13 protein-coding genes are annotated in these 12,788 nt (G+C 72.1%); 6 read left to right on the plus strand and 7 right to left on the minus strand.

Features of this window, described 5'->3' with window-relative positions:
- The first annotated feature begins 238 nt into the window (after positions 1–238).
- Both ACFXDE_RS19285 and ACFXDE_RS19290 read left to right on the plus strand, forming a co-directional pair.
- Positions 239–571 carry a hypothetical protein gene (locus tag ACFXDE_RS19285; protein ID WP_380495768.1) on the plus strand — a complete coding sequence of 111 codons (333 nt, stop codon included), beginning with the start codon at positions 239–241 and terminating at the stop codon, positions 569–571.
- 236 nt (positions 572–807) lie between these two features.
- Positions 808–1,362: a hypothetical protein gene (locus ACFXDE_RS19290; protein WP_380495770.1), complete on the plus strand. Its 555-nt coding sequence runs from the start codon at positions 808–810 to the stop codon at positions 1,360–1,362.
- A 195-nt stretch (positions 1,363–1,557) separates the two neighbouring features.
- On the opposite strand, the gene ACFXDE_RS19295 is transcribed toward ACFXDE_RS19290, so the two are convergent.
- From ACFXDE_RS19295 to ACFXDE_RS19305, 3 genes are all read right to left on the minus strand, one after another.
- Complete coding sequence (locus tag ACFXDE_RS19295) at positions 1,558–2,652, minus strand: hypothetical protein (RefSeq protein ID WP_380495771.1); 1,095 nt, start codon at positions 2,650–2,652, stop codon at positions 1,558–1,560.
- A 56-nt stretch (positions 2,653–2,708) separates the two neighbouring features.
- The gene (locus tag ACFXDE_RS19300) at positions 2,709–3,818 is read right to left on the minus strand and encodes a hypothetical protein (RefSeq protein WP_380495773.1); all 1,110 of its coding nucleotides are present in this window, start codon (positions 3,816–3,818) and stop codon (positions 2,709–2,711) included.
- A gap of 177 nt (positions 3,819–3,995) precedes the next feature.
- Positions 3,996–5,924, minus strand: coding sequence for a cellulase family glycosylhydrolase (locus ACFXDE_RS19305; protein ID WP_380495776.1), 1,929 nt, complete (start codon positions 5,922–5,924; stop codon positions 3,996–3,998).
- A 137-nt stretch (positions 5,925–6,061) separates the two neighbouring features.
- Here ACFXDE_RS19305 and ACFXDE_RS19310 point away from each other — a divergent pair, with 137 nt between their 5' ends.
- Complete coding sequence (locus tag ACFXDE_RS19310) at positions 6,062–7,699, plus strand: protein kinase (protein WP_380495779.1); 1,638 nt, start codon at positions 6,062–6,064, stop codon at positions 7,697–7,699.
- A gap of 19 nt (positions 7,700–7,718) precedes the next feature.
- On the opposite strand, the gene ACFXDE_RS19315 is transcribed toward ACFXDE_RS19310, so the two are convergent.
- From ACFXDE_RS19315 to ACFXDE_RS19325, 3 genes are all read right to left on the minus strand, one after another.
- Positions 7,719–8,222, minus strand: coding sequence for an LURP-one-related/scramblase family protein (locus ACFXDE_RS19315; RefSeq protein ID WP_380442516.1), 504 nt, complete (start codon positions 8,220–8,222; stop codon positions 7,719–7,721).
- Between the two features lie 105 nt (positions 8,223–8,327).
- Positions 8,328–8,567 carry a hypothetical protein gene (locus tag ACFXDE_RS19320; protein ID WP_380495781.1) on the minus strand — a complete coding sequence of 80 codons (240 nt, stop codon included), beginning with the start codon at positions 8,565–8,567 and terminating at the stop codon, positions 8,328–8,330.
- 97 nt (positions 8,568–8,664) lie between these two features.
- Positions 8,665–9,471 (minus strand): alpha/beta hydrolase, encoded by an 807-nt coding sequence (locus ACFXDE_RS19325; RefSeq protein ID WP_380495783.1) that lies wholly within the window; start codon positions 9,469–9,471, stop codon positions 8,665–8,667.
- A 239-nt stretch (positions 9,472–9,710) separates the two neighbouring features.
- Between ACFXDE_RS19325 and ACFXDE_RS19330 the strand changes: the two genes are divergently transcribed.
- Positions 9,711–10,520, plus strand: a complete 810-nt coding sequence (locus ACFXDE_RS19330; protein WP_380495785.1) for a hypothetical protein — start codon at positions 9,711–9,713, stop codon at positions 10,518–10,520.
- Between the two features lie 38 nt (positions 10,521–10,558).
- Here the strand turns inward: ACFXDE_RS19330 and ACFXDE_RS19335 are convergent, their stop codons facing one another.
- On the minus strand, positions 10,559–10,912 hold the full coding sequence (locus tag ACFXDE_RS19335; protein WP_380442507.1) for a DUF6401 family natural product biosynthesis protein: 354 nt from the start codon (positions 10,910–10,912) through the stop codon (positions 10,559–10,561).
- Positions 10,913–11,065: 153 nt separating this feature from the next.
- Here ACFXDE_RS19335 and ACFXDE_RS19340 point away from each other — a divergent pair, with 153 nt between their 5' ends.
- Entirely contained in the window at positions 11,066–11,992 is a 927-nt protein-coding gene (locus ACFXDE_RS19340) for an LLM class F420-dependent oxidoreductase (protein ID WP_380495787.1), read from the plus strand.
- 92 nt (positions 11,993–12,084) lie between these two features.
- Complete coding sequence (locus ACFXDE_RS19345; protein WP_380495789.1) at positions 12,085–12,735, plus strand: AAA family ATPase; 651 nt, start codon at positions 12,085–12,087, stop codon at positions 12,733–12,735.
- The last annotated feature ends 53 nt before the right edge of the window (positions 12,736–12,788 follow it).

Below are 12,788 nucleotides of genomic sequence, written 5' to 3' on the forward strand. Positions count from 1 at the left end.
GCCTCGTCGAGGGCCTGCTTGGGTGGCGACCGCGGAGCCGAGGGGCGGGGTGGGCTGGCGCAGCGATGGCTCAGATTGCTTTCTTCGGAGCTGACTTGCAGTTGTCGGCAGATAGGCGCTCGCGGATGGCATATTGTCAGAATTATATTGACGAGTGTGTCGTATTACGCGAGAGGGGGGATTGAGATTACTATCCCCCTTGAATGGGCGTGGATTGGCGCGGCTGAGAGGGTGGAAGATGCCGAATGGATTCAGTGGATCCGATATCTTCGCTGAGTGGCCGGCTGTGGCCAGCGGTTACCGTCGCGGGCTCTCCCTTCTTGATGAGTACGGTCTCTCCGCACCGTCCGAGAGGATCGTGTCGGTGGTCGAGGTGGCGGCGGGCCTGGTTCGCGATGACTTTCCGCAGGGGCCACCCCCGGATCGGGCAGTGGATCTCTTCATCGCCAACGTCGTTGTGGCCACTGCGTGTCGGTTCATCTTTCACAAGGGAGCTTCCTTGGAGCGGGAGGAAGTTGCAGATAGCCTGACTTTCTTCAAGGAATTCCTTAATAGTGCCTGGCACTACTGAGTGGCCGTCCCGTGAATCCACGAAGGCCAGTACATCGGTTGCCTCAACTTCGGGTGCGTGTGCATCTCCATCGACCTCGCCCGGGAGTACGAAGGCCGCAGTTGCGAGGTGTGGCTTCAGCGGCAGCAGCGGACGAGAGCATCGCCCAACCGCAGGATCGGGCGGCGGAGCCGCCGGTGCTCGGTCAAGACTCCGCCGGGCAGGTGCAAGAGGACGATGATCTGCAGGATCCGCGGGTGCCGGCCGACGCCTGTGAGGCGGATCGCCGATTGCTCGCCGAGCCTGTGGCCACGGCGGATGTTGTGCGGGCAGGGTCGAAGCAAGATTCGGCGGGCGGTGACACGGTAGAGAGAAGATCTGGTGCGAAGGGCCTGCAAGAGTGCAAGAGGCTGGTCGAGCTAATCATCTTTTTTGGAGGTGCTCTCGCGGGCCTGATTCTCTTCGGCGAAGTGGCCCGGGACTCGTTCGCGGAGAGCACGCAGTGGCTTCGAGCGGCGTTTGTTGCCGCAGTGATCGTGGCGGCTGTCCTCATGGGTAGTGCCCGACTCTCCGTGGAGTGGTTTATTCGCAAATGCGATCGGGGTCAGGTCGAAGATCCAGAGAATGACGCACCGCAGAGGCCGTTCCGATACTACGAGATCGGTACTGTAGTCACCGGCATCGCCGGAATGATCCTCCTGTTTGCAGCAGGGTGGGCAGCCGTGGCTCCGGCTCATCCTCAAGAGCTAACTGTCATCGACAGGTCCAGCAGTATTCCGTCGCCGCCCGCCCAACATCGAAGGGAGTTCTGAACTGTAGGGCCGTGGCACTGCAGGCACCCGAGGCGACAGTTCGCGCTGCTTGGTTTGCATGGCTGCGGGCCGCGCCATGTTCTTCCTATGTCTACGAACCACGCAGGGCCTGCGCTCTTCGCACGGAATCGGGCGGGTATAACGCCGTCACCGCTCCGGCGAGTGCCGGAGCGGTGACGATGCGCAGATGGAGCCTCAGTCCCCGTGAACCGGGTGGGTGCTCAGGCAGAGGGCCCAGGCGTCGGTGTAGGTGTTCGGCGAGGGGGAGCCCCCGACGTGGACGGTGGCCGACCAGTGGTCGGGGTCGTCCGTGCCGTCCTCGGCCGGGGTGGCGTCGGCGTCGCTCGGGTAGCTGCCGACGAGGTGGGTGCCGCCGGAGCCGGCCTTCGAGAAGTCGGTCGTCGTCACGTGGCCGCCGCTGGCCGCGGCGCCCCCGCTCACGAGGCTCCAGTGGCTGTGGCGCTCGTCGGCGTCGTCGGAACAGCCGACCGTCGCCGTGCCGGAGGTGCCCGCCACGGTCGGGCCGGCCACCTCGGTGAAGCCGACCTTCGTCGTCAGGTTCTTGACCTTGACGTGGTCCCCGGTGCAGATCGCGTACGCGAACGTGGTGTTGCCGCTGTCGCGTCCGCCGCCGATGCCGCCGACGGCCGTCCACGAGTCCGGGTTGGTCTCCCCGTCGGCCGCCGCCTTCTTGCCGAAGTCGTGGGCGGCGTCCGCGAAGGTGGGGAAGCTCGCGATCGGCTTGAGGCTGCCGACGCTCGCGGGGGTGGTGCGGGCGCCGCCGCCGATCAGGCGGGTGCCGGTCGGGCAGGTGGCGGTGACGAGGCGGGAGTCCTGCGAGAGCGAGGGCCCGGCGACCTTGTTCATGACGACCTGGGTGTGCCGGATCCGGTTGCTGTCCAGGCACATCGCGTACGGCGTGCTGGAGAACGCCGGGCTGTAGTTGCTGCCGCTGCCGCCGAAGGCGAGCCAGTGGGTGACGTCCTGGCCGACCACCCCGGGCGTGCCGGTGAACTCGCTCAGGTCGTCCGCGCCGGGCGCGATGCCCATCACGTGGTTGCCGTTGCCGGCCCGGTCGTCGCCGGTGGTCTGGGTGATCCCGCCGCCGGAGACGAGGCCGTCCTCGCAGTCGGCGTGGGCCGAGACGCCGGTGAAGGGCGTCGCCGGGCCGATGGTGGCACCGGGGTTGGCCACGGTGACGCTCGCGGAGTCGGCGTGCGCGACGTTCGGCGCGACGAGGGCGAGCAGGGCGCCGGGGACGGCCGCCTTGGCCAGAAGAGAGGGTCTCATTGTCAGTGCCTTCCGGTGGTTCAGGTGGTTCAGGTGGTTCAGGTGCTTCAGGGGGTTCAGACGCCGTCGTTGGCGCACAGGGCCCAGACGTCGGAGTGGGTGGTCGTCGAGCCCGTGCCGCCGGTGTGCGTGAACGCCGTCCAGGACGCGGCCGTGGTGGTGCCGTCGGAGACCGGGTTGCCGCTGGAGTCGCTCGGGTAGCTGCCGTTGAGGTGGTCGCCGGCCGAGCCGGGGCCGGTGAAGTCGGTGGTGGTGACGGAGCCGCCGCTGACGGCCGCGCCGCCGGAGATCAGGTTGCCGTCGCCGCTGCCGCAGGTGGCGGTGGTGTTCTGGCCGGTGCCGCCGGTGTTGGGGCCGGTCGCCTCGGTGAAGCGGACCTTGACGGTGACGCCGCTGACGTTGATCCCGCTGCCGCTGCAGATGGCGTACGCGTACGTCTCGTTGCCGGTGTTGGTGCTGTTGTCCCAGCCGACGGCGCTCCACGCGTTGGGGTTGGTGTCCCCGTCGGCGGCGGCCTTCTGGCCGTAGTCGTGGGCGGCGTCGTTGAAGGTCGGGAAGCTCGCGATCGCCTTCAGGTTGCCGGTGTTGTTCGGGGTGACGAGCGCGCCGCCGCCCAGCAGGGCCGTGCCGGACGGGCAACTCGCCGTCACCAGGCCGACGGTGGCCGCGCTGGTGGGCGTGTTGGCCTTGTTCATCACCACCTGGGTGTGGTTGATGAGCGTGCTGGTCAGGCACAGCGCGTACGGGGTGGTGGAGAAGCCGGCGTTGACCTGGCCGCCGCTGCCGCCCTTGGCGATCCAGTACGTCACGTCGGTGCCGACGACGCCGGTGGTGCCGGTGTACTCGGTGCTGCCGTCGGAGCTGGGCTCGGTGCCGAGGACGTGGTTGCCGTTCGACCCGGCGCCGGTCCCGTTGGTCTGGTCGATCCCGCCGCTGGAGACGAGGCCGCTGGTGCAGTGGGCGCTGGTCGAGATGGACGAGTCGATCGTGGTGGGCCCGCTGGTGGCGCCGGGCGTCTTCACGGTGACGGCGACGCTGTTGGCGGCGGCCGTGCCCGGCGCCGCGAGGACGAGCAGCGCGCCGACGACCAGCGCCGATCCGGCGGAGGTGAGGCGGCGGGTCGGGGCAACGTCCTTGGTGCGGCGGAAGATCGGGCGTGAAGCCATGAGGGTTCCTCCAGGGTCGGGTGGCACGAGGGCGGACCGATTGAAGCAACGGCCCGATCGTAGGGACTACTGGTGCCCGGCACAGGGCGAACGCCCCGGAACTGGGTGATCAACCAAGTCCGCGACCCGAAAGGGAGGTCGGGCCGCCCTCCGCACGAGGGCGGCCCGGGGAGCGGCTCAGCCCAGCGGGTGGCAGAGCAGCGCGTCCGGCACGCCGTACTCCAGCCGGCGCCAGGTCATGGCGACGCCCGCGACGTACTCGCCGGCGGCGCACTGGCCCTTGTAGGAGCCCGGGGCCCAGTCGCCGGCGGCGGAGTCCGAACCGGTCGACGCCGGCGGCCGGTTGTCGCCGTGGTCGAACCACAGGACGCGTCCGGTGGTCGGCAGCGGGCCGGTGGCCGGTGCGCACAGCAGGGCCGCCATCGCGTTGTTGCGGACGCTGTAGCCGACGGCGAAGTCCCCGTCCGGGCACTGGAGTTTGTTGTAGCCCGAGGCCCAGTCGCCGCCCGTGACGTAGCGTTCGTCGGTCACCCCCACCCACTCGCCAGCGCCGGTGCCCGGCTGCCCGGCGTCCGTGCAGAGCCCGCGGCCCGAGCCGCGGCCGAGGCCGATCAGCCGCTGTCCGTCCGGGCAGTCGCCCTTGCGGTTGCCGTTGCTCCAGTCCGGCAGGGCGAGCATGTGCCGGGAGACGTTCTGGTCGGCGTGGTCGAGGTCGAGCATGTTCCAGTGCGGCGCGTCCGGCACCTGCCCGGTGTACGAGGGGGCGGTGACCAGCCGGTTCCAGTCGTCGGCGCGCCAGTCGCCCGGGTCCTCGATGCCCAGCCGCCGTCCGGCCGCGTCGTAGTGCAGGAGTGCCCAACTGTCCTGCGGTACACCATTGTTGTGCCAGCCGACGAGCGGCCACACGGCGAAGTCGGCGTCGCGGGCGGCGAGGAGCGCGGTGAAGGTGTCGAACCAGGCGTGCTCCTTGGCGTCGGTCGAGCCGCGCCCGCCCGCGCCGAACTCGCTGATCCAGACCGGCGCGGTGAAGTGCTGCCCGGTCCGGGTGACGAAGAGTGCCTCGTCGTCCACGGCCGCGGCGAGCTGCTCGGGCGTGAAGTCCTGGTAGCGCGGGTCGCTCGTGGCGCCGGGACCGCTGCCCGCGCCGGTGTTGGCCGGGCCGGTGTAGGCGTAGAAGTGCGCCGAGTAGACCAGCTTGCCGGAGTCGACGAGGGTGTTGGAGAGGGTGGCGACCGGTGTGAGCATCGGCCGGCTGTGCGGCAGGCCCGCGAGCGGGATGCCCTGCCAGTTGATGCCCTCCATGATGATCAGCAGGTCCGGGTCGGCCTGGAGGATCCGGTTGCCGGCCTCCTCGAAGGCGGCGTACTCGTCGTGGGCGTCGCCCATGCCCCAGTTGGGGTCGTCCCAGGTGTCCCGCCGCACCTCGTTGCGCAGGTCCGCGCCGACGACGCGCTTGTTGTCGCGGTAGCGGTTCGCCATGAACAGCCAGTCGTCCTCCCACTGCCGGGTCGACTGGCCGCTGTTCCAGCGCTCGTTGCCGTCCAGTCCGCAGCAGAACCGGTACGTGGTCGTGTGGTTGTTCAGGACGACGGCGAACCCGTCCGCCGTGAGGGCGGCCACCACGGCGTCGTACACCTGGAGGGGCGTGCTCCCGCGCAGCTGCGGGTTGGCCGCGACGGCGGCGTCCGGGACGGCCGTGCCGTCGTGGATCATCGCGTCCGCGAACGGCAGCCGCACGCTGTTCAGCCCGAGGCCGTGGAAGCCCGCCAGGATGTCCGCCAGGGGCGCCCGGTCGAGGCCGAGCGGAATGTCGTGCGAGACCTGCCCGGCCTGGTTGTCCGCAGGGTCGTTCGGGTCCCCACTGCCCTCCCAAGTGCCCTGTGCCCCGGACCAGTTTCCCGACATCAGCTTGAACCGGTTCCCGCCGGCGTCGACGACGTACCGCCCCCGGGTGCTCAGCGGCCCCGTCCAGGAGGCCGACAGCTGGGCCCCGGTGAGCGCCACCGGCGCCCGCACCGCGGTGGCCGAAGCGGCCGGGGGAGGGCCAACGGCCAGTGCGTACAGGGTCGTTGCGAGCGACAGCAGACGTATCGCGAGTCTTCTCATGGTGATCCCGACATGGTGAGGGTACGGACCGGTCCCTGATGGTCCTCCACCTCATTTCCCCGGCTTGTGCCGGTCATGCCACGAGTCGTCCCCACCTCGTGCACGAGGTGTCCCCGCCGCCCCCTACGATGACGCCCATGAATGCACCGGGGGCGGAAAGACGCCTCATCGACGGCCGGTTCGAACTGCTCCAGCAGCTCGGCGGTGGCGGCATGGGCCTGGTCTGGCGCGCCCGCGACACCGCCCTGGAACGCGAGGTCGTCCTCAAGGAGGTCCGGCCGCCGGACCCGGCCGTGGCCGCCGCCGATCCGGCCGCCGCGCGCGAGCTGCGCGAGCGCGTCCTGCGCGAGGCGCGGTCGCTCGCGCGCCTCCAGCACCCCAACGTCGTGGTCATCCACCACATCGTCGACACCCCCGAACACCCGCACCCCTGGCTCGTCATGGAGCTCGTCTCCGGCGGCAGCCTCGCCGACCGGCTCGGCCAGGGCCCGCTCGGCGTCGCCGAGGCCGCCCGGATCGGCCGCGGCGTGCTGTCCGCGCTGCGCGCCGCCCACGCCGTCGGCATCCAGCACCGCGACGTCAAGCCCGGCAACGTCCTGCTGCGCCCCGACGGCACCCCGGTGCTCGCCGACTTCGGCATCGCCGCGATGCAGGACGCCACCGCCCTCACCGCGACCGGCGCGCTCATCGGCTCGCCCGAGTACATCGCACCCGAACGCCTCCGCGGCCAGGAGGGCAACCCCTCCTCCGACCTGTGGTCGCTCGGCATGATGCTGTACGTCTCGCTGGAGGGCTACCACCCGCTGCGCCGCGCGAGCACCCTCGCGACCCTCGCCGCCGTCCTGGACGAGCCGCTCCCGCCCCCGCACCGGGCCGGCCCGCTCGGGCCGCTGCTGTCCGCCGTGCTCGCCAAGGACCCGGCGGTGCGCCCGGACGCCGAGCAGTTCGACCGCATGCTCGCGGCGGCCGAGCACGAATTCCCGGCGCCCCCGCCGATGACGGTGCAGACGACGAACCTGCGGCCCGGGCCGCCGCCGATGCCGCCGATGGACGCCGTCCCGTCGGGCCCGGTCACGGCTCCCACCCCGGTCACGGCTCCGACGCGGCGCAGCCTCGCGCCCTTCGCCGTGGCGGCCGTCGTCGTCCTCGGGATCGGCTACGGCGGCCTGAACTGGTACCTGCACAAGGACGGCGGCTCCGCCGCGCCCTCGACCACGGTCACGGCCGGCACGACGGTCTCCGGGGGCGCCGGCTCGACGCCCGCCGTCGCCCTGCCCTCCGGGCTCGCGCTGCCGTCCGTCGCCCCCGAGACGCCCGCCGCGAAGGTGGACCTCCTCACCCCCGACGGCGCCCGGAAGGTGGTCGAGGCACTGAAGCCGTTCGCGCCGGACGGCAAGGTCTGGGACTTGGACATCTACCCCGAGTACGCGATCGCCAGGGTCCCCGTCGCCGGCCAGCCCAAGGGCTACGACCGCGTCGTGTACCGCGACGGCAAGTTCGCCAAGCAGACCCTCGCCGGGAGCGGCGAGATCATCTTCACCGACAAGCTCTTCGATCTCGGCCAGTTCAACTGGGACCTGCTCCCCGGCCTCCTGAAGAAGGCCCAGGACAGCATCAACGTCCCCCAGCCCACGTCGCGTTACGTGGTCGTCGAGCCCGATCTCATGAACCAGGCCCCGGCCCTCCTGGTCTACCTCGGCGACGACTACGGCAGCGGCTACCTGGAGACCGACCCCAAGGGCAACGTCATCCGCACCAACCCCAAGGGCTCCTAGAGGGCCGGCGCCGGGGCGGTCAGAGGTTGGTGAGCTGATCGCCCTTGGCGTCCTGGAGGACGTGGTCCACGCACACCGCGAGGATGAGCAGGAGGAGCGCGTCCTGCGGGTAGAGGACGTCGACGGCGTAGGCGTCGCGGATCGTGAACCAGCGGCGGGAGATGTGCGCGAGGGTGGTGCCCTCGTGCTGGATGTCGAACTCGCGGTCCCACAGGTTGCCCGCTATCCGCAGGCGCCTGCCGTCGGCGAGGCGCACCTTGAAGCGGTCGCCGAAGAGGGCGAACATCTTCTTGCTGATCTTGGCCGTCACCGCGCCGTCCTGCTTGATGAGGAGGGTGTGGTGGATCGTGAAGGCCTTGCGGACGATGCTCGCGACGTGCTCGCCGCGGGTGTCGACCAGGGCGAAGGTCCGCCGCAGCCGGAGGAACTTCCGGTTGACGCGGTAGAGCTTCTCCCGGTGCTCGGTCTCGATCCAGGCCTCCTCGTGGAAGGCGAACATGCGGTCGCGGACCAGGTAGCGCATCTGGTGGATCCCCCCGTGCTGTGATCGTTTCCGCCGGCCCTGCGGCGCGGCGCGCACAGAGCGTAGCGGCGATCGGTGCGGGGGGACCCCGTGGGGTGGGGGGCTTTACCGGTCGTAGAGGTTCGGCTGGGAGTTGATCCCCTGGCCGTCGATGTCCGCCCCCCACTGGTCCACGCCCTCGGCGCCGGTGCAGTAGCCGACGCCCTCCACGTGGCCGCCGGCCTCGTGGCACTGTTCGGCGGTGACGTCACGGCGGGCGGCCGAGGCGGAGGCGGCGGTGGCGGTGATGAGGAGGACGGCGGTCGCGACGGTCAGGGCCGCGCGGCGGAGTGGTGAAGTGCGCATGTGGCCAACCACAGCACGGCCCCGTGGGCGCGGCGAATCCGGTGCGTCCGTTCCGCTGAAGTGCCGATGAAGTGCCGCTGAAGCGCCGAGCGCCCTCTCAGGCGCGCCGGGGCTGGCGCGGCAGCGGGAGGGTGAGCGCCTCGCGGGAGCCGGGCGGCAGGGCGAGCGCGGAGACGGTCTCGGCGGGCAGGTCGCGCAGGCCGAGCATCGCGGTGGCGAGGTGGGTGGCCGCGCGGTGCCAGTCGGGGACGCGCTGGAGCATGGCGTGGCCGCTGCCGGTGACGGTGTAGCCGCAGACGCGGGCGCCGGCGGCGCGGCCGCGGGCGGCGAAGGCGTGGGTGTCGGCGGGCGGGGTGACGGTGTCGCGGTCCCCGTGGAGCATCAGCACGTCGCGCCCGGCCAGGTGCTCGCAGGGCTCCCCGGCCGGGCACCAGGGGGCGAGCGCGACGATCCCGGTGACGTTCGGGTGGCCGCCCGCGCGCAGCGCCGCCCGGCCGCCCATCGAGTGCCCGACCAGGACGGTCGGTACGCCGCCGAGCTCCTCGCGGAGCTCGTCGAGGGCGGCGAGGGCGTCCCGGGCGGCGTCGGCGCGCTCGTCGTTCCAGCCGCGGTGGCGGTAGCGGACGGTGCCGATGGCGATCTCGGCCCCGGCGGTGCCGCGGCGCAGCGCGCGGAGGAAGCCGTGCATGCGCAGCAGCGGCAGGTTGAGGCGGCCGGGCCGGGCGAGGTTGCGTTCCTCGCCGCCGTGGAGCACGAGGACGGCGGCGCCGGGCCGCTGGGGCCGGACGCGCCAGTGCAGGGCCCGGTGCCCGTCGGGCTGTGGTCCGGTGGGCCGTGGTCCGCTGGGGGAGGTCGCCCGGTCGGTGGTGTCGTCCCCAGCGCTCGTCCTGATCGTCCCGCTCACTCGCGTATCCTCCCCAGCCCCCGCGCCCTTCGTCCGTGGACCGCCAACTGTACGCGCGATCACGCGTCCGGTCGCCGGTGCGTCCTGCGCGGGCCCGGTTCACCCGGGGGGATCAAGCCGCACGGGCGGGGGCGCGCGGGCCGGGCCGGGCGCTGCTATCCACGAAGGGTGGGGGATCCGGAACGAAAAGGGGCCGCTCCGCGCCGCTCGTGGCGCCGCGTCCCCGAGTGGAGGACTCCGTGGTTCAGCAGCTCGCCCTCTCCGTGGACTTCGGTTCCGGGTTCACCCAGGCCTGGTCCAAGATCGCGAAGGTCATCCCGCAGTTCATCGCCTTCCTGGCGATCCTGGTCATCGGCTGGTTCGTGGCGAAGGCCATCGCCAAGCTGCTCGACCGCGTGCTGCGCCGGCTCGGGTCCGAGCGGATCGCCGAGCGGGCCGGGATGGCCCGCTACCTGAGCGGCTCCAGCTACGACATGACGGGCATCGTCTGCAAGATCGTCTACTACGCGGTCCTGCTGATGGCCCTGCAGCTCGCGTTCGGGGTCTTCGGCCCCAACCCGATCAGCGTGATGATCCACAGCATCGTCGCGTGGCTGCCCAAGGGCATCGTCGCGGTCGTGATCGTCGTCGTCGCGATGGCCATCGCCAACGCGGTGCGCGACATCGTGGGCAACGCGCTCTCCGGCGCCGCGTACGGCCGGACGGTCTCCACGATCGCCTGGGCGTTCATCGTCGGGCTCGGCGTGATCGCCGCGCTCGGCCAGGCCGGTATTGCCACCGCGATCACCGGCCCGGTGCTGATCGCGGCCCTCGCGACGATCACCGGTGTGCTGGTGGTGGGCGTCGGCGGCGGCCTGATCATGCCGATGCGCCAGCGCTGGGAGCACTGGCTGGACGGCGCCGAGCGGGAGAGCGCCAAGCTGCGCGGCAGCGCCTACCAGGCCGGCCGCTCGGACGCGCTGGCCAACCAGCCGGTGCGCCCGGCCACCGAGACCGGGCCGCGCGGCCCCGGCATCGACCCGGGCATCGACCCCGGGCGGGAGCTGTAGCCGGGCGGGAGCTGTCGTGAGGCCGGCAGGAGCCGTCGTCAGGCCGGCAGGAGCCCCTGCTCGCGCACCAGCCAGCAGATCGCGGTGAGCCGCCCGACGGCGAAGTCGTAGCCGACCGGCTCCCGCCAGCCGATCTCGGCGAGCGCGTCGAGGAAGCCGAGCGCGTAGTCCGCCAGTTCCTCGCGGTCCAGGGGCCGGGGCAGCAGCTCCGGCCCCTGGGCGTACAGGAGCTCGCGCAGCTCGGCGGCGTGCTGGTCGACCGACGCGACGAAGCCGGGCTCGAACGCGAACTCGGCCAGCCGCGGCGTGAAGGCCGCGACGATGCCCGGCAGCGGGCAGCCGGCCGGCTCGTCGGGGGAGCGGCCGAAGGACTCGTCGGAGGTGGCGAACATCCGTCCACGGTAGGGGAACCGGCGGCCGGGCACGGCGGCTCGTGACGGTTCCGTGCTGAGACCTTGGCCACCTTGGGGCGCCCAAGGGAACACCCTGTGCATTGGCCGGTTCTGTCGCGTGACCGGCCGGCCGTCCGTACCAGAATGGCCGGCATGGATCTTCGCATCTTCACCGAGCCCCAGCAGGGCGCGAGCTACGAGACGCTGCTGACGGTCGCCCGCACCGCCGAGGACCTGGGCGCGTTCAGCGCCTTCTTCCGCTCCGACCACTACCTGAGGATGGGCGGGGTGGACGGCCTGCCCGGCCCCACCGACGCCTGGATCACCCTGGCCGGCCTCGCCCGCGACACCCGCACCATCCGCCTGGGCACGCTGATGACCGCCGCCACCTTCCGGCTGCCCGGCGTCACCGCGATCCAGGTCGCCCAGGTCGACGCGATGAGCGGCGGCCGGGTCGAGTTCGGCCTCGGCGCCGGCTGGTACGAGGCCGAGCACCGCGCCTACGGCATCCCGTTCCCGAAGGAGAAGTTCGGGCGGCTGGAGGAGCAGCTGGCGATCATCACCGGGCTGTGGAACACCAAGCCCGGCGACACCTTCGACTTCGCCGGCGAGTACTACACGCTCACCGACTCGCCCGCGCTGCCCAAGCCCGCGCAGGAGCGCGTCCCGGTGCTGGTCGGCGGCCACGGCCCGAAGCGCACCCCGGCGCTGGCCGCGCGCTTCGCGGACGAGTTCAACCTGCCGTTCGCCTCGGTCGAGGACACCGCGGCGCAGTTCGGCCGGGTCCGCACCGCCGTCGAGCAGGCGGGCCGCGGGGCCGACGACCTCGTGTACTCGGCGGCGCTGGTCGCCTGCGTCGGCCGCGACGACGCCGAGGTGGCCCGGCGGGCCGCCGCCATCGGCCGGGAGGTCGGCGAGCTGAAGGAGAACGGCCTGGCCGGCACCCCGGCGGAGGTCGCGGAGAAGATCGGCCGGTACGCCGCCGTCGGCACGCAGCGGATCTACCTCCAGATACTCGACCTGCACGACCTCGACCACCTGGAGCTCATCGCGGGCGCCGTCGCCCCGCAGCTGGGCTGACCGTCCGCCCGGCACCCGGCTTGACCACGCCTCTTTACTCCGTCTTGGTCATACGCGATGCTCCAGGGGGAGGAACGGCAAGGGGAGGCCAGGTGACCAGGACGCGAACGGTGGAGGCGGCGGCGCCCCCGGTGCCGCCGCCTCGGCGCGCCCCCGGGACGCTGCGCCCGCACGGGCTGCACGACCTGCGCTGCGCCCCCGCCCCGGCGGCGCTGCACTACCCGGCGGGCGACCTCCTGGTCGTCTCCGGCCTGCCGGGCAGCGGCAAGAGCACCCTCATGCGGCACAGCATCCGCGCCGCGCTGGTCGACTCCCAGCAGGTCCGCGAGGAGTACGCGGCCCGCCTGCCCGCCTTCGTCCCGTACGCCGCGTACCGCCCGCTCGTCCGGCTCGCCCACTACCGGCGGCTGCGCCGGGCCGTGCTCGACGGCGGGCCGCTCGCGGTGCACGACTGCGGCGCACTGCCCTGGGTGCGGTCCTGGCTGACCACCGCCGCCGGACGGCAGGGGCGACGCGTGCACCTGCTGCTCCTCGACGCCGACGCCGACAGCGCGCTCGACGGCCAGCGGCTCCGCGGGCGGACCGTCTCCCGCTACGCCTTCGCACGGCACCGGGCCGCCGCCCGCCGCCTGTACGGCGCCCTCGCCGGCTCGGGGGAGCCGCCGGCCGGGTGTGCGTCGGCCGTGGTACTCGACCGGGCCGCCGCGCGCGCCCTGCGGGAGATCGACTTCGTGGCGTCGTAGTCTCGGCGAGTCCGCGCGCGGCCGCACCGGCCGTCGCAGCCGACGCCCCGTCA

The sequence above is a fragment of the Kitasatospora sp. NPDC059408 genome (assembly GCF_042751525.1).
Lineage (GTDB): Bacteria > Actinomycetota > Actinomycetes > Streptomycetales > Streptomycetaceae > Kitasatospora.